This window comes from Planococcus notacanthi, from assembly GCF_030407825.1.
GTDB lineage: Bacteria > Bacillota > Bacilli > Bacillales_A > Planococcaceae > Planococcus > Planococcus notacanthi.
The window spans coordinates 673,112-691,658 of record NZ_JASDCQ010000001.1 but is presented as its reverse complement, the minus strand read 5'-3'; the positions used below and the strand labels follow the sequence as shown (position 1 = coordinate 691,658).

Annotated in this window: 21 protein-coding genes; 1 reads left to right on the top strand and 20 read right to left on the bottom strand. The window is 46.7% G+C overall.

The window, feature by feature from the left end:
* Nucleotides 1-3 precede the first annotated feature (3 nt).
* The 7 genes from panC to QMA01_RS03230 form a co-directional block, all read right to left on the bottom strand.
* On the bottom strand, nucleotides 4-840 hold the full coding sequence (gene panC / locus QMA01_RS03260; protein WP_290214265.1) for a pantoate--beta-alanine ligase: 837 nt from the start codon (nucleotides 838-840) through the stop codon (nucleotides 4-6).
* Nucleotides 841-1,125: 285 nt separating this feature from the next.
* Entirely contained in the window at nucleotides 1,126-2,109 is a 984-nt protein-coding gene (locus QMA01_RS03255; protein ID WP_191714255.1) for a biotin--[acetyl-CoA-carboxylase] ligase, read from the bottom strand.
* Nucleotides 2,087-3,220 carry a CCA tRNA nucleotidyltransferase gene (locus QMA01_RS03250; protein ID WP_290214264.1) on the bottom strand — a complete coding sequence of 378 codons (1,134 nt, stop codon included), beginning with the start codon at nucleotides 3,218-3,220 and terminating at the stop codon, nucleotides 2,087-2,089. The genes QMA01_RS03255 and QMA01_RS03250 overlap by 23 nt, the downstream gene beginning before the upstream one ends.
* The gene (gene bshA / locus QMA01_RS03245; RefSeq protein ID WP_290214263.1) at nucleotides 3,217-4,359 is read right to left on the bottom strand and encodes an N-acetyl-alpha-D-glucosaminyl L-malate synthase BshA; all 1,143 of its coding nucleotides are present in this window, start codon (nucleotides 4,357-4,359) and stop codon (nucleotides 3,217-3,219) included. The genes QMA01_RS03250 and bshA overlap by 4 nt, the downstream gene beginning before the upstream one ends.
* Nucleotides 4,360-4,370: 11 nt before the next feature.
* Nucleotides 4,371-4,775, bottom strand: coding sequence for a methylglyoxal synthase (gene mgsA, locus QMA01_RS03240; protein WP_290214262.1), 405 nt, complete (start codon nucleotides 4,773-4,775; stop codon nucleotides 4,371-4,373).
* 13 nt (nucleotides 4,776-4,788) lie between these two features.
* The gene (gene dapB / locus QMA01_RS03235; RefSeq protein WP_290214261.1) at nucleotides 4,789-5,589 is read right to left on the bottom strand and encodes a 4-hydroxy-tetrahydrodipicolinate reductase; all 801 of its coding nucleotides are present in this window, start codon (nucleotides 5,587-5,589) and stop codon (nucleotides 4,789-4,791) included.
* The gene (locus QMA01_RS03230) at nucleotides 5,586-5,924 is read right to left on the bottom strand and encodes a nucleotide pyrophosphohydrolase (protein WP_191714250.1); all 339 of its coding nucleotides are present in this window, start codon (nucleotides 5,922-5,924) and stop codon (nucleotides 5,586-5,588) included. Before QMA01_RS03230 ends, dapB begins: the two co-directional genes overlap by 4 nt.
* Nucleotides 5,925-6,046: 122 nt before the next feature.
* Here QMA01_RS03230 and QMA01_RS03225 point away from each other — a divergent pair, with 122 nt between their 5' ends.
* On the top strand, nucleotides 6,047-6,898 hold the full coding sequence (locus tag QMA01_RS03225) for a YitT family protein (protein WP_290186145.1): 852 nt from the start codon (nucleotides 6,047-6,049) through the stop codon (nucleotides 6,896-6,898).
* Nucleotides 6,899-7,482: 584 nt separating this feature from the next.
* Here the strand turns inward: QMA01_RS03225 and QMA01_RS03220 are convergent.
* The 13 genes from QMA01_RS03220 to aroC all read right to left on the bottom strand — a co-directional run bounded on the left by QMA01_RS03220 (nucleotide 7,483) and on the right by aroC (nucleotide 18,447).
* Entirely contained in the window at nucleotides 7,483-8,163 is a 681-nt protein-coding gene (locus QMA01_RS03220; protein ID WP_290186059.1) for a zinc metallopeptidase, read from the bottom strand.
* 54 nt (nucleotides 8,164-8,217) lie between these two features.
* A complete protein-coding gene (gene lhaT / locus QMA01_RS03215) occupies nucleotides 8,218-8,829 on the bottom strand; it encodes a lipoprotein heptaprenylglyceryl N-acetyltransferase LhaT (RefSeq protein ID WP_290214260.1) in 612 nt (203 codons plus the stop codon).
* A 62-nt stretch (nucleotides 8,830-8,891) separates the two neighbouring features.
* Complete coding sequence (locus QMA01_RS03210; RefSeq protein ID WP_191714247.1) at nucleotides 8,892-9,674, bottom strand: menaquinol-cytochrome c reductase cytochrome b/c subunit; 783 nt, start codon at nucleotides 9,672-9,674, stop codon at nucleotides 8,892-8,894.
* 39 nt (nucleotides 9,675-9,713) lie between these two features.
* On the bottom strand, nucleotides 9,714-10,388 hold the full coding sequence (gene qcrB, locus QMA01_RS03205) for a menaquinol-cytochrome c reductase cytochrome b subunit (protein WP_191714246.1): 675 nt from the start codon (nucleotides 10,386-10,388) through the stop codon (nucleotides 9,714-9,716).
* Between the two features lie 21 nt (nucleotides 10,389-10,409).
* On the bottom strand, nucleotides 10,410-10,913 hold the full coding sequence (locus QMA01_RS03200) for a QcrA and Rieske domain-containing protein (protein ID WP_191714245.1): 504 nt from the start codon (nucleotides 10,911-10,913) through the stop codon (nucleotides 10,410-10,412).
* Between the two features lie 140 nt (nucleotides 10,914-11,053).
* Nucleotides 11,054-11,506, bottom strand: coding sequence for a YpiF family protein (locus QMA01_RS03195; protein WP_191714244.1), 453 nt, complete (start codon nucleotides 11,504-11,506; stop codon nucleotides 11,054-11,056).
* 9 nt (nucleotides 11,507-11,515) lie between these two features.
* Nucleotides 11,516-12,076: a ReoY family proteolytic degradation factor gene (locus QMA01_RS03190; protein ID WP_191714243.1), complete on the bottom strand. Its 561-nt coding sequence runs from the start codon at nucleotides 12,074-12,076 to the stop codon at nucleotides 11,516-11,518.
* A 14-nt stretch (nucleotides 12,077-12,090) separates the two neighbouring features.
* Nucleotides 12,091-13,344, bottom strand: coding sequence for a tetratricopeptide repeat protein (locus QMA01_RS03185; RefSeq protein ID WP_203339493.1), 1,254 nt, complete (start codon nucleotides 13,342-13,344; stop codon nucleotides 12,091-12,093).
* An 86-nt stretch (nucleotides 13,345-13,430) separates the two neighbouring features.
* The gene (aroA, locus tag QMA01_RS03180) at nucleotides 13,431-14,714 is read right to left on the bottom strand and encodes a 3-phosphoshikimate 1-carboxyvinyltransferase (protein WP_290214259.1); all 1,284 of its coding nucleotides are present in this window, start codon (nucleotides 14,712-14,714) and stop codon (nucleotides 13,431-13,433) included.
* A 16-nt stretch (nucleotides 14,715-14,730) separates the two neighbouring features.
* Nucleotides 14,731-15,819: a prephenate dehydrogenase gene (locus tag QMA01_RS03175; protein ID WP_191714240.1), complete on the bottom strand. Its 1,089-nt coding sequence runs from the start codon at nucleotides 15,817-15,819 to the stop codon at nucleotides 14,731-14,733.
* Nucleotides 15,816-16,199 (bottom strand): chorismate mutase, encoded by a 384-nt coding sequence (gene aroH / locus QMA01_RS03170; RefSeq protein WP_290214258.1) that lies wholly within the window; start codon nucleotides 16,197-16,199, stop codon nucleotides 15,816-15,818. The genes QMA01_RS03175 and aroH overlap by 4 nt, the downstream gene beginning before the upstream one ends.
* A complete protein-coding gene (aroB, locus tag QMA01_RS03165; RefSeq protein ID WP_290214257.1) occupies nucleotides 16,199-17,272 on the bottom strand; it encodes a 3-dehydroquinate synthase in 1,074 nt (357 codons plus the stop codon). Before aroB ends, aroH begins: the two co-directional genes overlap by 1 nt.
* A 2-nt stretch (nucleotides 17,273-17,274) precedes the next feature.
* Nucleotides 17,275-18,447, bottom strand: coding sequence for a chorismate synthase (gene aroC / locus QMA01_RS03160; RefSeq protein ID WP_191714237.1), 1,173 nt, complete (start codon nucleotides 18,445-18,447; stop codon nucleotides 17,275-17,277).
* Between the last annotated feature and the right edge of the window lie 100 nt (nucleotides 18,448-18,547).

The window sequence follows — 18,547 nt, the reverse complement described above, 5'->3', positions numbered from 1 at the left end:
GAGTCAGTTCTCCTTTGGGTTAAAAATGATATTATCGATTAATCGTGCTTTTTCGAATTGCACAGCCAAAGCCAATATAGCATCGTTTTGAATATCCGCGGTCAAAGTCGGATAATCGAGCAATTCGATGTAATCGATTTTTCCGGACGTGTTTTCGGTGAGATAGCCAGTCATTGGCGCAATTGGATCCTGCCCCTGCAAAAATAGGGTTTTGCCCATCTCCAATGCTTTTTTCAAATGAGGCGCTTCATCGCGTTCAGCAGCACTCAAATAAACATTGCGTGAGCTTTTTGCCAATCCATCTTCTTCGCGGACAGTCTCCCCACGGCGGATCGCCATCGGAAAATTGAAATCTGCAACCAACGACTCGATGATCGCCAACTGCTGGGCATCTTTTTGGCCGAAATACGCCATATCCGCCTCAGTTAAATGAAACAGCTTGGTGACTACTTTCAGTACGCCATCAAAATGTCCGGGTCTTTTAGCGCCGCACAGGACATCCGCCTGTGCACCGGCTGTAATTTTGATTTGGCTTTCCCGTGGATACATCTCTTCTACACCCGGTACAAAAATTGCATCCGTCCCTGCTCCTTCAGCCAGCTGCCGGTCGCGATCCAGGTCTCTCGGGTAGCGGTCGAAATCTTCATTCGGCCCAAATTGCGCAGGGTTGACGAAAATGCTCATGACCACCCTGTCGTTTTCTGATTTGGCCTTTTTCACTAAAGATAAATGCCCTTCATGCAAAAAACCCATCGTCGGCACTAAACCAATGGTCTCGCCTGCTTTTTTGGTTTCCCGAACCCATTTTTTAAGTTCGTCCACCGTCTGTAAAATCAACAATTTTTTCTCTCCTCTCGGGAAGAAAACCATATAAAAAGCCCTTCCGCCGAAAAAAAGACAGAAGGACAGTAAATGTACGTTTGGTTTCCTCCGTCCCTGTCGTATAAGTGATCAAGGCAGAACTAGATTACTATGAATTTTTGGGTGTGTTGCGGTTGCTCGGTACAGTTCGCAAGCGATACTGCCCGTTAAAAACACTATACCAGAAATCCAGAAAAAAACATATTCCATGCTTAAGGGTTATGCAAGTTGGAGGCAATATGCTAGGAATGAATCCTGCACCCTCTAGTTGGTCATTTCGATATCAGCTGAATAGATGCCGTGGAGTTTGCCGTCCGCTGTCCGCAATTGCAGAACTCCGTCTTCGGTGATGCCTTCAGCGATGCCTTCAAGTGTCTGGTTCGTCATACGCGCCCGGATCGGGTGTCCGATGGTCGTCGAGTAGCTTTCCCACATGACTTTAAGCAGGCCGAAGCCTTCTTCAATGTACATCTGTGTATAAATTTCCAAGTAATACAGCAGGGACTGGACCAGTTTTTGGCGGCTTACCGTGTCCCCGCTCTCCATCTTCAGCGAAGTCGCAATAGCTTGGATTTCCGGATCGAAATCCGTTTTCTCTTGATTGATGTTCAAGCCGATGCCGATGATCAATGCCTGAATGCCATCTGCATCTGACTGCAGCTCTGTCAAAATGCCGGTACACTTTTTGCCGTTCAGGAGAATGTCATTCGGCCATTTGATCTTCGGCTGCAATTTGGTGACTTCTTCAATCGCTCTTACCACTGCGACGGCAGTGACCAGCGTAAACTGAGGCGCTTTTTGCGGCACGACATCCGGCCGCAGGATAACGCTCATCCAGACACCTTTTCCTGCCGCTGAATCCCATTTCCGGGCCATTCTCCCACGTCCGGCTGTCTGCGTCTCTGTCAGCACGACAGTGCCGCCTGGCGCCCCTTCCTGTGCCAGTTTATGGGCGATGATTTGAGTCGAAGAGCAGCTTTCCACATATTCGATGTTCTGTCCGATGTGTTTCGTCTTCAATCCTGTTTGAATGGCCAAGGGCTCTAATGTATCCGGAATGGAAACGATGCGGTAGCCTTTTTTCTTGACTGACTCAATGGCATAGCCTTTTTCTTCAAGCTCCTTGATGTGCTTCCAGATTGCTGTCCGGGAAATTCCGAATTCTTCTGCCAATTGTTGGCCCGACACGGCTTCACCGTTCGATTCGATTAATCGCTTCGCTAACTTATGCGTGACGGTGATATTCATTCACAAACCAGTCCTTTATGAGTTCTTTGTCATTCTTCAATTCACCATAGACAATCAGTTTTTCCAACTTTTCTATCCACACTTTCAGCCATGGGCCGGAACGCTCTCCGCTCCATTCCATAAACTCCCGTCCGCTTGCTGCAAGATCGGATTTTGATTGAATGGGCAATTCGGCTTTGGCGGCTGCCGGGTCAAGCAATTTCCCGCTTGCTTTAGCTGCCATCTCCAATTGGTCAACAGCATAATAGTAGAACGTCCATTGATCCCAAAATTCCAGCTTGGCCAACTCCAGGCTTTTCTCTATGAGCCGCTTGTCTTCATTTGAAAAACGGTAATCCTTTATTTCTGAAAATGGCCGATTGTTTTTATGCAATAAATAAAACCAGCCAAATACCGCTTTGCCGCTGGATTGGTAACGGCTCCAATCCATTTCGAAAAGCTTGCCGGCGGGAAGATAAGCCGTTAAATCTGTTTTCCCCAGATAATCCATGCTGCGGGCCGTACGAGGATTGGCGAATATCTTATCGATTTCCGACTTTAAACGTTCGACCGCGATGGCCTGGATCAACGATGCATGGCGGCGGATTGACTCAAGTGTGCGTTGCTCGATTGAAAAATCCAGCTGCCCCGAAAAACGCACCGCTCGCAGCATGCGCAGTGCGTCTTCTTGAAAGCGCTGATCTGGTTCTCCCACCGCCCGAATAATATGATTTCGGAGGTCTTCTGTCCCGCCAAACGGATCGATGATTTTCAAGTTTTCCGTCATCGCCATCGCATTGATGGTAAAATCGCGGCGCTTTAAATCCTCTTCCAACGATTGGACAAACTCCACCGAATCAGGCCGGCGGTTATCGGAATAGTTGCCTTCCGTCCGAAATGTCGTCACTTCTATGCCTTCACCGTCAATCAGCACCAATACTGTGCCATGCTCAATTCCGGTATCGACCGTTCGCTTGAACAGCGTTTTCACTTGCTGCGGTGATGCGGAAGAAGCCACATCAATATCATGAGGCGTCTGGCCAAGCAGAAAATCGCGCACTGCTCCACCGACCATATAAGCTTCGAAACCTGCTTCCTGCAAGACGCCGATCACTTTAATCGCCGTCTTCATTGTGCGTCATCCTTTGCCAGCAATTGTTCATATAAGCCTTCATAATGTTCGAGGATTTTAGAGGAATGGAACCGGTCAGATACCGTTTTCAAAGCACCTTCACGCAATTCTTCCAGCTTGCCTTCATCGCTCATCATCTCCACTGCATATTCAGCAGCTCGTTGAGTGTCACCCAGTTCGACCAGATAGCCATTCACGCCCGGTTCGATAATTTCGGGCATACCCCCGATATTGGATCCGATCACCGGCACCCCGCATGCCATCGCTTCCAGCAACACCAAGCCGAACGCTTCTTTTTCAGATAAAAGAATTTTGATATCGCTGATGTTATAGAATTCTGCCAGACTGTCCCGTTTTCCAAGGAACAACACATGGTCTTCCAATCCAAGGTCCCGCACTTGCTGAATGATCCGTCCCATTTCAGGTCCATCCCCGACCAGCAATAATTTACAATCCAGCTGCTGACGTGCCTGTGAAAATGTCTCTACAACATCCTGGACACGCTTGACGTTCCGGAAATTCGAAACATGGATCATCACTTTCTGATCGGGTTCTATTCCTAATTCAGCTTTCAGTTCTTTAGAGTCCTGCGGAAAATACTCCCTTTCATCAACAAAATTATAGACAGTTTCTATCTTTTTATCCGGTTTGATGAGGTCGTAAGTCTGGTCTCTTAACGAATCTGAAACGGCTGTGACGATATCGGACTTCTCGATGCCGTAGCGAATCGCTTCTTTCAAGGAAGAATCTGACCCCAATACTGTAATGTCCGTACCGTGCAGAGTCGTCACAATGCCGATATTGGAGCCTGCCATGTCCCGCCCAAGAATGGCACAGACGGCATGTGGAATTGCATAATGGACATGCATCAGATCCAGTTTTTCATTTTTGATGACTTCCGCGATTTTCGTCGCCAACGCAATGTCATAAGGTGCGTACTGGAAAACGGAATACGTATTGACTTCCACTTGGTGGCTGTAGATATTTGCATATGTTTTATTCAAGCGAAAAGGCGTACTGGACGTGATAAAATGCACCTCGTGCCCTTTTTCTGCCAGCATTTTTCCTAATTCCGTGGCAATTACACCTGATCCTCCAACCGTTGGATAGCAGGTGATGCCGATTTTCATTTTTCGCACAATGTTCTCTCCTATCCTCTTCTTTCTCCGAGCAGCCGCCAGTCAATAAAGCCTTCCTGCAACCCTTTCAAAAGCACTTCAGCAGTTCCCATATTGGTGGCCAATGGGATTCCGTAGACATCACACAGACGAATCAATGCCGTTACATCAGGTTCATGAGGCTGTGCAGTCAATGGATCCCGGAAGAAAATGACCATATCCATTTCATTTTTGGCTATCATGGCACCAATCTGCTGGTCGCCGCCAAGGGGGCCGGATTGAAAACGGATGACCGGCAATCCTGTTCCATCAATGACCCGTTGGCCGGTCGTCCCCGTCGCATAAAGCGTGTGCTGAGCCAATATCGGCTGATATGCTGTAACGAATTGGATCAGATCGTCTTTCTTTCGGTCATGGGCAATCAAGGCAATTTTCATATCATCTTCCCCTTTAAACGATTATGTGTTCCAAACCATAGATCAACTCTTCTTTTTCCATAACAGTGTTGATGGACAAAACCACGCCTGACATAAATGAACCGCGGTTAAACGAGTCGTGGCGAAGCGTCAATAATTGGCCGTCTCCTCCAAGCAGCACCTGCTGATGCGCAACAAGACCCGGCAAACGCACACTGTGGATGCGCATGCCGTCGTAATTGGCTCCGCGTGCCCCTGGAAGCGTTTCTTTCTCACGGGCATGCCCCTGCTCATGGATTGGGCGTTCCTGTGAAATCAAATGGGCCGTCTTCATTGCGGTTCCGGAAGGGGCATCCAATTTTTGGTCATGATGCATTTCGATGATTTCGATATCGGGCAAATATTTGGCCGCCTGTTCAGCGAACTTCATCATAAGAACTGCCCCTACTGCAAAGTTCGGTGCAATGATGCAGCCGATTTTCGAGTCTTTTGAAAGAGCGGTCAACTCTTCAAGCTGTTCATCCGAAAAGCCGGTTGTTCCGACCACCGGACGAATTTTCAATTCCAAAGCCTGTTTCGTATGCTCGTAAACAAACTCAGGCGTCGTTAAGTCAACCAATACATCCGGTTTGGTTTTCGAGTGCAGTTTCTGCAAATCCGTAAAGACCGGTACGGTATAGGAAGAAGGAAACAAGTTCGTATCTGCCAATGTATTTCCAACTTCTTTGTAATCCAGAACAGAAACCAATTCCATATCCGGATTGTTCATGACTGTATGTACAGCCTCTTTGCCCATCTTCCCTCTTGCTCCTGCAATTGACACGCGAATCGTCATTTGTCTCCATCCTTTCTTGTCCAGCGGTCTTTGTCTCTGCTCGCAAACTTCTCCATCACCCGGTCATGGGCATGCGCCAAATCGATATCCATTGAATTCGCCATACAAATCAAGACGAACAGGACATCGCCCATCTCTTCCTCAATACTGTTTTCAGCTTCCGAGCTTTTCTTTTTCTTCGGACCATATTGGTGCATCACTTCTCTGGACAGTTCGCCCAGTTCTTCGGTCATGCGAGCCATCATTTCCATCGGCTGAAAATAGCCTTCTTTGTACTGTCCTATGTATCGGTCCACGTCCAGCTGAAGCTGTTTCATCGTTTTATCTCCGCTCATATCATCACACTCCTCAGTCAATCGTAAAGAAAACTGATGATGTTGTCAAAATACATTAATTAAACGATAATACAGAAGTTGATATTCACGAAAGGGGTTTGAGTAAATTGAAAGAATTGAAAATGAAAAATATCTTTTTCATCCTGCTCGGAGCTGCCATCTACAGCTTCGGATTTGTCCACTTCAATATTCAAAATGAATTGGGCGAGGGCGGATTTGCCGGTATTACATTGATTTTGTACTTTATTTTCCATTGGGACCCGGCATTGATGAACTTGCTATTGAACATTCCTTTGTTTTTTATTGGCTGGAAGCTTCTCGGAAGAAAAGTTTTTCTTTACACGATTATCGGCACAGTAGCTGTTTCGGTGTTTCTGAAGATTTTTCTGATCTACGAAATCCAGATCAACTTGCAGGATGATTTATTCCTTGCGGCTTTGTTCGCTGGGGTCTTCGTCGGAGTGGGGCTCGGAATCATTTTCCGTTTTGGCGGCACTACAGGAGGCGTCGACATTTTGGCGCGTTTGGCGCAGAAATACATCGGCTGGAGCATGGGAAAAACGATGTTCCTGTTCGATGCCTGCGTCATTATGCTTTCCTGGCTGACGTTCCTGGATCATCGCTCTATGATGTATACGCTGGTCGCAGTTTTTGTCGGGGCACGTGTCATTGATTTCGTGCAGGAAGGTGCGTACGCCGGCAGAGGCGCTTTGATCATTTCAAATTCTCAGGAAGAAATCGCCAGCCGCATTGCTGTTGAGATGGACCGCGGAATTACCATTCTGCGTGGCTATGGCCATTTCACAAAAGAAGAACGCGAAGTATTGTATTGCGTCGTCGCGAGGAATGAAATTGTCCGTTTAAAGAATATCATCAACTCCGTCGACCCCCACGCCTTTGTTTCCTTAATGGAAGTCCACGATGTCATGGGCGAAGGGTTTACGCTTGATGAGGAAAAACAGCCGATCGGTTAAGAAGCATAGAAAAAACGGCCCTTTTACAGGGCCGTTTAGACTATAGACAAAGTCTTTCCAAAATGAATAGCAGTGCATACCCCAACCGGTCCGGCCACTTCGCGTTCCGTGGGCTCAGCTTCAGTCTCCTCGTCACTGCGTTCCTGCGGGGTCTTCAGCTTTCATCGCTGCGCTGCTCCCACAGGAGTCTCCGTGGCCGGCCCGATCGGGGGCGTGTAGCTTCAACCAAAGGAAATTGCCTGCTAGTCAGGATCCGGAAACCATCGTCCCAATAAACTTGGTAACTCCTTCATACAAAGATCCGTAGCGCAAGGCGGCGAAGGGCAAAGATATGCTCCTGCATCGCTTCGCTAGCTTCGTCGCAAACGAGTCAGGCACAGCCCGACTCGCTTCCAGCGGGATAGCGAAGTGCCGAAATCCACTCGGGCGTCAGTCCGAGTTAGTTCGGCGCAAGCCCGCAGGAAAGCGTCCGCCTGGAGTGCAGGATCCAATAGAAAGACAATAAATTGCATATTCACCCTTTGAACGACATAAATATTCTTTTGTCTACAAGCTGAACGGCCCTTTTACAGGGCCGTTTTTTTTTACGAACGATTCATGCTTGTATAGATCAAAATCAGTCGAGCCAATTCAAGAACTGCGACTGCAGTAGCTGCGACATAAGTCATCGCGGCTGCGCTCAGTACTTTTTTCGCATGGCGTTCTTCTTCGTTGCGGATGATGTTATTCGACAGCAATTGGTCCATCGCCCGGCTCGATGCATTAAACTCAACCGGCAAAGTCACCAATTGGAATACCACACCGGCAGCAAGCAGGATGATACCGATCAACAATGCGCCACTCCAAGCGGAGAAGAAACCGATCATAATGAAAACCCATGACATATTCGATGAAATATTAACGATCGGCACCATGCGATGGCGAAGGCGCAAGAAGGAATAATCCTCTGCGTCTTGAATCGCATGCCCTACTTCGTGAGCGGCTACTGCGGTTCCCGCAACAGAAGCTTCATGGTAGTTATGGCTGCTGAGTGCCACTGTTTTCGTTAATGGATTGTAATGGTCACTCAACATCCCACGGCTTTCAACGACTTTGATGTTCTGGAGTCCATTGGCATCGAGGATGGTACGTGCTACCTGTGCACCTGTATGGCCGGATGTCGACCGGACTTTCGAATATTTTCCATACGTTCTTTTTAATTTAAATTGTGCCCAAATTGGAATGATCAGCAAAAGGATAAAATAGAAGATATAGCTCATACCCATGTGTAAATCGCACCTCTTTCTTTCTGCTTGATACCTTTATTTTACTTGTGTTAGTCAATAATGGTCAACTGATATGGATTGAGATCGATTCAGATGAGCAACATATAAGGCAAAACTGACACAAGCAATCGATAACCAGAAAGTAAAGTAGCCGATTTGGCTGCTGTATTCACTTAAAGTGCTGTAGATCGGCATCTGTCCAAAGACATAATCGATGACGTCGTTATGCAAAGTCCAAACGGCGGTCAAGGCCACTGCCAGCCAGCCAAAGCGGAAATGCTCAATATACAGCACTGCCTGAAGCGCCATTGCAAAATGGGATGCGATAAGCATCCAGCCCATCCAACCGATGGACCCTGTTTCCCACAGCGTCAGCAAGTTCATGACGACTGCCCACAGACCATATTTAATTAAGGTCACAAAAGCCAAAGCCTCAAACAAACGGCTCCGTTTTCCAATAATCCAGAGTCCCAACACAATCGTAAAAAAGAGACTGGCTGTCGGACTGTCTGGAACGAAAATCAAAAAGATCGGCTCTGTAATCTTCAATTGCCAACCGTACCATATGTATCCATATATCGTACCGCCCAAATTGATGAGGAACAGAAGAATTAGAAAAGGCCGGTACATCAGCCACGTGGAAATCTTAATCGCGAAGGAAAGCATCGTTTTTCTTCCTTTCAAGGTAGAAAAAAAGAGCCGGTTTCCCGGCTCTTTTTTTATTTTTATTATTCAGCTTCAAGGCCTGAAATGAATTCCGATAGGACTTGCAGATCTTCATCTGTTCCGTCCCATGAAGGAGGCATTACTTGAGCCCCGTCTTTTTCAATACCGTTGACAGCAATGTCAGCGATTTCTTCAGGAGACAAGCCAGTTCCGATAAGTGTCGGTCCGACTGCGCCTTCTAAATTGTCGCCATGGCAACTGATACATGCAGCTCCAGAATAAATTTCATATCCCGGGTCCGCTGTATCAATTTCTACTTCCTCCGTAATTTCACCTTGCGCTGCTGCAGCTTCCCAGTCGTGGTTTGCTACCGACTCCCAAGTAAGGAAGATGATAGAAGCTACGGCAAGAAGCATGAAGCCAGTTGGCAAAGGACGTTTCGAAGGACGTCTTTCCGGTCCGCGATCCAAGAATGGTGCTAATGCCAAAGCTCCAAAAGCAAGTCCTGGAACGATGATGGCACCAACCACGTTGTATGGGCCGGAAGCGAATTCGTATTTCAGTAATTGATATAAGAACAAGAAATACCAGTCTGGCAAAGGAATATAAGCTGTATCAGTCGGATCTGCCTGGCCTTCAAGAGGCGACGGATGTGCGACGGTCAAAAGCAGATAACCGATCAAGAAGACTGCACCGATCATCCATTCTTTCAAAAGGAAGTTCGGCCAGAAAGCTTCTGTTTTACCAGGGTATTCGGAGTAATCTTTAGGAACATTCGGCTTACGGAATTCCATACTCGGAACACGCGAATCCCCTACAAATTTCATCCCTTTTCCGCGATGCATAAGTGTTCCCTCCTTAATAAATCCTTGTTGCAGACTAAATTATAGCGGTCCTGAAATACCCTGTCTTCTGATCATGATAAAGTGAGCAGCTAGCAACCCAAGCAAAGCCGCAGGCAAGAAGAAGACGTGGATAGCGAAGAATCGTGTCAAAGTCTGTGCACCAAGGATTGTTGAATCCCCAGCCAATAGAATCTTGATTGATTCACCGATAACCGGTACAGATGCTGCAATTTCAATCCCAACTTTTGTTGCAAATAGAGCTTTCATATCCCATGGAAGCAAGTAACCTGTGAAACTCAATCCAAGGATAACGCCGAATAGCATAACCCCTACGACCCAGTTCAATTCACGAGGTTTCTTATAAGAACCTGTAAAGAATACCCGCAGTGTATGAAGGAAGATCATAACAACTACAAGTGAAGCTCCCCAGTGGTGCATACCACGCACAATTTCTCCAAAAGCAACTTCGTTTTGAAGATAATAAACCGACTGCCAAGCATTTTCAATATCTGGTACATAATACATCGTTAAGAACATACCGGATAAGATCTGAATCACTGTAATGAAAAATGTAAGTCCCCCAAAACAATAAACAAATGCTGAGAAGTGGTGTGCGGGGTTTACGTGCTCAGGTACTTCATGGTCAGCAATATCACGCCAGATAGGCGTAATGTCTAATCGCTCATCAACCCAATCATATAACTTGTTTAGCACTGGTGTCGTACCCCCTAACTATTAAACTAATGTGTTGTCTCTTACTGCACCGATTGCAACAAAGCCATCCTGGTCTCGTACTTCGTACTCATCCAGTGGCCCAAGCGGCGGTGTTCCTGCGATGTTCTGTCCGTTTTTCTCATAACGGCCTGCGTGGCATGGACAGAAGAATTGTGTCGGGTTTTCTGTGTCGCCCGCCCAGTTCACTGTACAACCTAAATGTTTGCAGACAGGTGAAAGCGCGATTAACTTATCGCCTTCTTTATACACCCAAGCTGAATTCGTTACTTCAGATGTATACCATGCATCAACTTGTTCAAATGCAAAGTCGACACGTACTGGCTCTTCCGTAATATCAGCTACAGCTTGATCAGTTAAAACGAAATCTCCGCCTTCATGTTGCTGAAGTATCGGGTCTACCGCAAAACGAACCATTGGCATCAACATCCCTGCTGCCATAAAGCCACCTACACCAGTTAATGTGTAGCCTAAAAATTGACGTCGTGATACACGATTGTTACTCATCCTTTTCCCCCCTCTAACATTCAAGGTCAGTCCAATGGACATACTCATTCAAATATAATTACTAGGACAACCTAATAATATATCAATCAAATCTTTAGGTCAATATCGCAAAGAGCCTATTCCTGCAGATTGTGAACATTTCATGAATGATGTGACCATTCTTTCATAAATAGCGGCAATACTTGTCTCAACTGGTCTTCCATTACGGATTTCTTAAAAGATTGGTCCATATCTTCGATTGGAATCGCCGGCAGCCATAATACATTTTTTAAACTGTCAATGGTCCGCCATTCGGCATCAGTGGTCAAATAAAACACATGTTTGAACTTTGTCTGCTTTAATTCTTCCGTCAATTCTTCTGCTATCCGCTGGCGATTTGCTATTTTGGCATAAGAAATAGGCGGAAGCAAAAGTATCCGCCCTTTGAATTGTTTCTCCAATAAAGCAGTCAAAGATTGCAGGTATTCAGAAGCACCGGCACTCGACTTCATTCCGGCAGCGCTCATGTCCAACGGAAGAAGCGGAATTACAGCCGTATCGACATAATCCTGCTGGTTCAAATATTGATCGATCTCTTTTCCGAAAAAATGCATAAAGCTATTTCACACTCCATCTTTTTTTAAGGTTTTAAATGCCTGGAGCATAGCCGATAGTTCAAAGAACTTTTCGCGGTCGTTGGCATCCAGTGCTTCATCAATTTGCTTATGAATCGTTTCCTCCTGGAAAATCTGCATACTCTCTTCCAGAATCTTTTCAGCGATTAATTGGTCCTGCTCGCTGACAGAGACATTTTTAGGGATATACGGATTTTCTTCCAAAACCGATAAATACAAGGACGGTGGAGGAATGTTCGGGAAATTCAACTGGACGTATAAATCATCATCTGGATTCAGACGCAGATCGTGGAACGATTTTTCTGCATCTGCTGTCATTAGGTTCCCTTTGTAGAAGCGGAACGGGATTTCTTTTGATTCTGTTGAGGACATGACCATTGCACGTGGACAATAATGCGCTTCTTCAACAAAATGGGTTTTTTCAAGCAGTTCTTCGTTGCTCAACATATAATTAAGAATCCAAATGCATTCGCGTCTTTTCATTTTGTACGATTGCAGAAACCAACGGACGAATTGCTTTTTTTCACCTATCGATACTGAAGCGGTCATGAAATTTCCTCCTTTCATTCAAACGATTGCTGCCAGTCGAACCATTCCGGATTTTCCGGTTCCAGGGCCTGCAGCTCTTTAATCATTTCGAGGGCCGCCCCTCTTTTTCCTTCTTCTATGAGAAATAAAGCGTAGTTTTTAAGGAAAGCCGCATCGTCTTTAAATGACGGGTAAGCTTTCTCGTAATAAACTGTCGCCTGCTTGTAATTTTCAGAGCGCTCGTAAGCTTCCGCGATCATCGGGTAAAGGCCAGCCCAGTCATCGCCGCTTTCAATCACCATTTCTGCAAGTTCCAGAACATCTTCATCCATCTCTTCGCCATGGAAGTAAGACACCAAGGTGTAGATGGCTTCCATGTATTCGGGATCCAATGCGATTGCCTGGCGCAGATGGTTGACTCCTTCTTCGGGTTTGCCGAGTTTCATCGCCAGTTTGCCGGCGAACAAGTATAGTTCCTTATCGAATTCATCACGGCTTATGCCTTCAATTATTGCTTTGTATGCAGCATCATAGTCTTCTGACATATTCAGGCTTTGCGCCTTCAGCAAGTAAGCGGAAAAATAATCCGGATCGATATCGATCAATTCATCCAAACGCCGGACAGCCATTTCATACTGGCGTGTCTGGAAGGCAGCAAATGCTGCCCCGAACAGGACATCCGGAGTTGTTTGGTCTTCCAAGGCTTTTTCATAATGAGGCAAAGCTTCTTCATAAGCAGCTCCTGCACTGTATACTTCAGCAAGCCTTTCGGAAAAGTTGACGCCTTCAATCTCAATATTGCGCCCTTCCAATTCCTGATAGATTTTTGCCGATTCCAGGTATCGCCCCGAATCCAGCAGCAACTCGGCTTTCGCCTGTTGCAGGAGCGGTTCGTCCGGCATAAGCTCTATCGCTTCGTTTAAACGGTTTTCAGCGGCTTCCAGCAAGCCCTGCAACTGGAACAAATCCGCCAGTGTCACCAGCGCCTGAGCATAAAGCTCGTCGTCTTTCGGCACTTCCATCAATGCATTCAACGCATCGTCTTCACGGTCAGCGTCGATCAAAAGGTTCGCACGATCAATGATGAGCTGGGCTTCTTCCGGGAAAATGTACTGCAGATGTTCCAACACTTTGATCGCTTCTTCCACAAAACCGATTTCTGCCAGCCATTCCGACAAACCATATTGCTCATCTGGATCTCCCTGCAGCAAATATTTATCCAGCAATGTGTTCAGGAGATTGGGATCTCCTTGCTTAACGGCATTCTGTATCTCTTCAATATTAGACATCCTATCACCTTTTCCTTCACGTTCTTACTCTCATCCTACACGAAATACCTGCTTTATCATAATAAAAAAACTCTCCAACAGGAGAGTCATTTTGTCAGTAAATTCAAATGTTCAAAGAAATTAGGGTAAGAAATCGATATGCATTCCGGATCATCGATTACGACTTCTCCAGATGCAGCCAAAGCACCGATTGCAGCCATCATGCCAAGGCGGTGGTCTCCGTAGGAAGTCATTTCTGCTCCAGTTAGAGCAGTCGGCCCTTGAATGATCATGCCATCTTCTGTCGCTTCGATATTCGCTCCCATTTTTGACAATTCCTTGACGACTGCAGCGATGCGGTCGGTTTCTTTAACCCGGAGTTCTTCTGCATCTTTAATGACCGTCGTTCCTTCTGCCTGCGTCGCAATCAGAGCAATCAACGGAATCTCGTCAATCAATCGAGGAATCAGCTCTCCACCGATTTCTGTACCTTTTAACTTGCTGGAATAGACGGTTACGTCCGCAGAACGTTCTCCCTCCGTATCGTTTTCCACCAGCTCGAAAGAGGCGCCCATTTTTTCGATTACATCCAGAATGCCGGTGCGTGTCGGATTGATTCCCACATTCTTCAACGTCACTTTGCTGTTTTCTGTAACCAAGGCAGCCCCGATCATGAACGCAGCGGACGAAATGTCGCCAGGCACTTGAACATGGGCAGCCGTCAACTTTTGGCCGCCCTCCAACTTGATCAGCTGGTTTTCACGTGTAATCGTCGCTCCGAAATGTTCCAGCATAATTTCAGTGTGATCACGTGAAGCGATCGGCTCGTGAATGACCGTTTTTCCTTCTGCCTTCAATGCAGCCAGCAAGATAGCGGATTTCACTTGCGCACTGGCAACTGGCAACGTGTAGTCAATCGCTTTAAGAGCCGTTCCTTGTACCGCTAGAGGCGTATACTGGCCATCCATACGACCGCGAATGTCTGCACCCATTTCACGCAGTGGATTAATAATGCGTTTCATCGGGCGTTTGGCGATCGACTCATCACCGGCGAGCACAGAATGAAATGAAGTTCCCGCCAACAGTCCAAGCATCAAGCGCGTCGTAGTTCCAGAGTTCCCGGTATCTAGCACTTCAGAAGGCTCTTTCCACGAATCTTCTCCTTCACTCTGGATTGTCACGACTTCATCCGAAATGTCAATTTTCACTCCCAGCTTTTGAAAGCAGGAAATGGTGCTTAAACAATCATCTCCCATCAGGAAGCCTTTCACTGTGGTGGTACCCGAAGCCATAGAACCGAACATGATGGCGCGGTGGGAGATGGATTTGTCCCCGGGCACTTGAATGCTGCCTGTCAGGGAAGGTTTTTTATATGCTAACGATAATGCCATGGGCGTATCCGTCCTTTCAGGAAATATACGAATCGTAAACTGTCCGTGCCGAAATGCATTTTTGTGCACGGGCACGGTCTTCCGCTGTCTGGAAACTGATGACGAGAATACCGAATACGTCTTCGCGTGTTTCCAAAATCCGCAGATTGACGATGCTGATCTGTTCTTCAGCCAGGTAACCCGTCAATTCTGAAATGCTTCCCGGAACATCGGGGATATCAATATACAAATCAAATACAGAAAACATGGCACCATGCCCCGCTATCGGCAATTCATCACGAACCGTTTTGGCATGCGAAAAGAATTGTTGAATCGGTTCAGGATCGTTTTTCACGAGCATATCCTTTAGTTGATCCATCTGTTCCATCCAATTGTTCAATTGCTGGACGATCATGGTGTTGTTTTGTGTGGTGATATCGCGCCACATTTCCGGGTTCGATGAAGCAATCCGTGTTGTATCACGGAACCCACCGGCAGCCAATTGCCGTGCAAAAGGAAATTTCTCTTCTTGATCCAATTGATGCACTAAAGAAGCAGCAATCAAATGGGGGAAGTGGCTGACAATGGCTGTCATGTGGTCGTGTTCTTCTGCTGACAGCACTTCGATTTTTGCTTTTGTGGCAACCAATAGGCCTTTCAATAGCTGGAGGCTCTTGCCATCAGCTTTATCCCCGGGCGTCAGGATGTAGAAGGCATTTTCAAATAAGACATCCTTGGCTGCTTCTACACCGCTTTTATGCGAACCCGCCATTGGATGGCCGCCAATAAAGACATGATCCAGATTTTTAGCTGATTCCATGATTTGGATTTTCGTGCTGCCAGTATCCGTCAAAATAACGTCTTTTTTCAAATCCCAGTATTTGCTTTGTTCCATCAACTTGATTGTGGCACCGACCGGCGTAGCAAAAACAATAACGTCCGCTTCAGAAGCAGCCTGTTCAAGAGATGGCGGAGAACTATGTATAATGCCCATTTTAAAAGCTTTTCTAGCCGTTAAAGCGTCGGCATCGTATCCTGCCACATGAACATCGCTGTTGCGCTGCAGCGCTTTAGCCAACGATCCGCCAATCAAGCCCAGGCCGATGATCAAAATATGTGTTGTCACGTGGAACTCACCTGGCTTTTAGCCGTCAAATCCGGACGCAATTTTGTTGCTTCATTTAAATAAACATGATGGATTTCCTTTTGGCTTAACTCTGTATTGACATGCATCATGACTCGGATGCATAAAGGCATGCTGCCTGGAACATCCATTTCATGTGTGCACATGACCGGCACAAAATTCCACTCCTCAATGGTGCGTACAGCTTTAGCAGGAAAAGCAGATGAAATATCTGTCGTAGTCGAAATGATCACAGAAGCAACGTGGTCAGGTTCGATTTTGTTTTCCCGCGCCATTTCCAGCACCAGGCGTCTGGTTTCTTGCAGGACTTCCTCCGGCTGGTCTGCCGAAACTGTGATTGCTCCTCTTACTCCACGTATCATCAAATCACCTCTTCTATCTGTAGGATTAATTTTTCATAGGCGGATCTTGCCCGCTGCTCCTCCACTTTTTCCACAAACGGCATTCCCGTCTGTTTAAGGAGAACAAAATTCAATATTCCCTGTGAAGACTTTTTGTCTTTTTTCATGTAAGGCAATAACGCATCAAATCGGATGTCCTTTACTATATGAAGCGGATAGCCGTTTTCATGTGCCCATCGGATGTAGTCATCCAATTTTTCGTGCTCGGACAATAACAAGGCATAGGACATGCCAAGAACCACAGCTTCTCCATGGGTGAGATTGCCATAACCCAAATGGCCTTCTAGAGCATGTGCCAGCGTATGGCCGAAGTTGAGGTATTTCCGGACGCCGCCTTCAAATTCATCTTCTTCGACAATAGCCGCTTTCACAGCAATGCCTTTTTCCAGGTGTTGGTTCAATTCTTCCTGAGCCATATCTTTGAAGTCACGGATAGCCAAAAGCTCCTCCAACCATGTGGCATTGGAAATAAAAGCATGTTTGATCACTTCAGCCATGCCGGACCGCACTTCACCGGGAGGCAAGGTTTCGAGCAGCTTGCTGTCGTATAAAACAGCTTTCGGCTGGTAGAACGTCCCGATCATGTTTTTGCCGAGTTCATGGTTGATGGCTGTTTTTCCGCCTACCGCACTGTCATGGGCCAAAATGGTGGTGGGGAGTTGGATGAATGGAATACCCCGCATGAACGTCGAAGCGACAAACCCGGCCACGTCGCCTGTTGCGCCTCCTCCAAATGCCATGAGCAATGAATTTCTCGAACAATTTTCGGATAAGAGGAAACTATGGCAAGCCATGAAGGTTTCGACGGATTTTGCGGCTTCACCCGACGGCACCGTCAACACACGGACATCCCACTCTTTCAAAAAATCCAATAGATACTGCAAATGCAGTTCCGCCACCTGTTCATCCGCTATGACCACAATGCGGTCTGCTGCATCCAGCAAAGGGCGGTATTCATTGGCAAACAACCCGAATGCTCCTGCTCCGATATGGACTGTATAAGGATGGTCAGCTTCGACCCGCAATTGCTTCATGCTTAAAACTCCTTCGTGTAATTCATGTAATTTTTCAAGTTATCGATCAGGCGCGGCATTTGGTCTGCATCAAATTGATCCAGTAAAGCGTTCGCCACTTCCCACGCTACAACGTGTTCAGCAACGATGGAAGCTGCCGGAACGGCACAGCTGTCCGAGCGTTCAATGCTTGCCTGGAACGGTTCTTTTGTTTCGATATCGACACTATTCAATGGTTTGTATAAAGTCGGGATCGGTTTCATGACGCCTCTGACGATAATCGGCATCCCGGTCGTCATGCCGCCTTCGAATCCACCCAGGTTATTGGTTTTACGCGTATAGCCATTTTCTTCATCCCACAGGATTTCGTCATGCACTTCGCTGCCGGGTTTTCTGGCCATTTCAAAGCCTAAGCCGAATTCCACCCCTTTAAAAGCATTGATGCTCATGATGGCCGCCGCCAGTTTTGCATCCAGCTTGCGGTCGTAATGCACATAGCTGCCGATTCCGGCCGGCATGCCTTCTACAATCACTTCTACTGTCCCGCCGATGGAATCGCCGTTCTTTTTGGTTTGGTCAATCAAATCCGTCATCTGTTTTGTGACGGAAGGATCCGCACAATACACCGCATCATTTTCAACGATGTCACGGATTTCATCTGCAGACTTTCCAAGATAGCTTTCCGGATTCACTTTGATTCCGCCAATTTCTGTTACGTGCGAGACGATTTTAATGCCCAGTTCAGCAAGCAATTGCTTCGCTACTGCACCAACTGCCACACGGACAGTCGTTTCGCGTGCTGACGACCGCTCCAGGACGTTCCGGAGATCCCGGTGGCCATACTTCATACCACCGTTCAAATCAGCGTGGCCGGGACGTGGGCGCGTGATTTGGCGCTTTACTTCTTCTGTATCTTCAATTGGTTCAATCCCCATGATGGAAGTCCAATGTTTCCAATCGTCATTTTTGACGACTAAAGCGACAGGAGAGCCCAATGTCTTGCCGTGTCGAACGCCGGAAACGATCTCCACCGTATCCTTCTCGATCTGCATCCGTCTTCCGCGGCCATGTCCGCCTTGGCGTCTTTTCAATTCTTTATTGACCATCTCCGCCGTCAAAGGCAATTGCGCCGGCAACCCCTCTATGATGGCAGTCAATTGCGGACCGTGTGATTCTCCTGCTGTTAAATAACGCATTTACGCTTTCTCCCTTCAACGTGCTAAAGTATTTATGTATCACTATACCATAAGGCATTTCTTCAATTCTATATGAAATTCAGATAAAGTGAAACTTCAA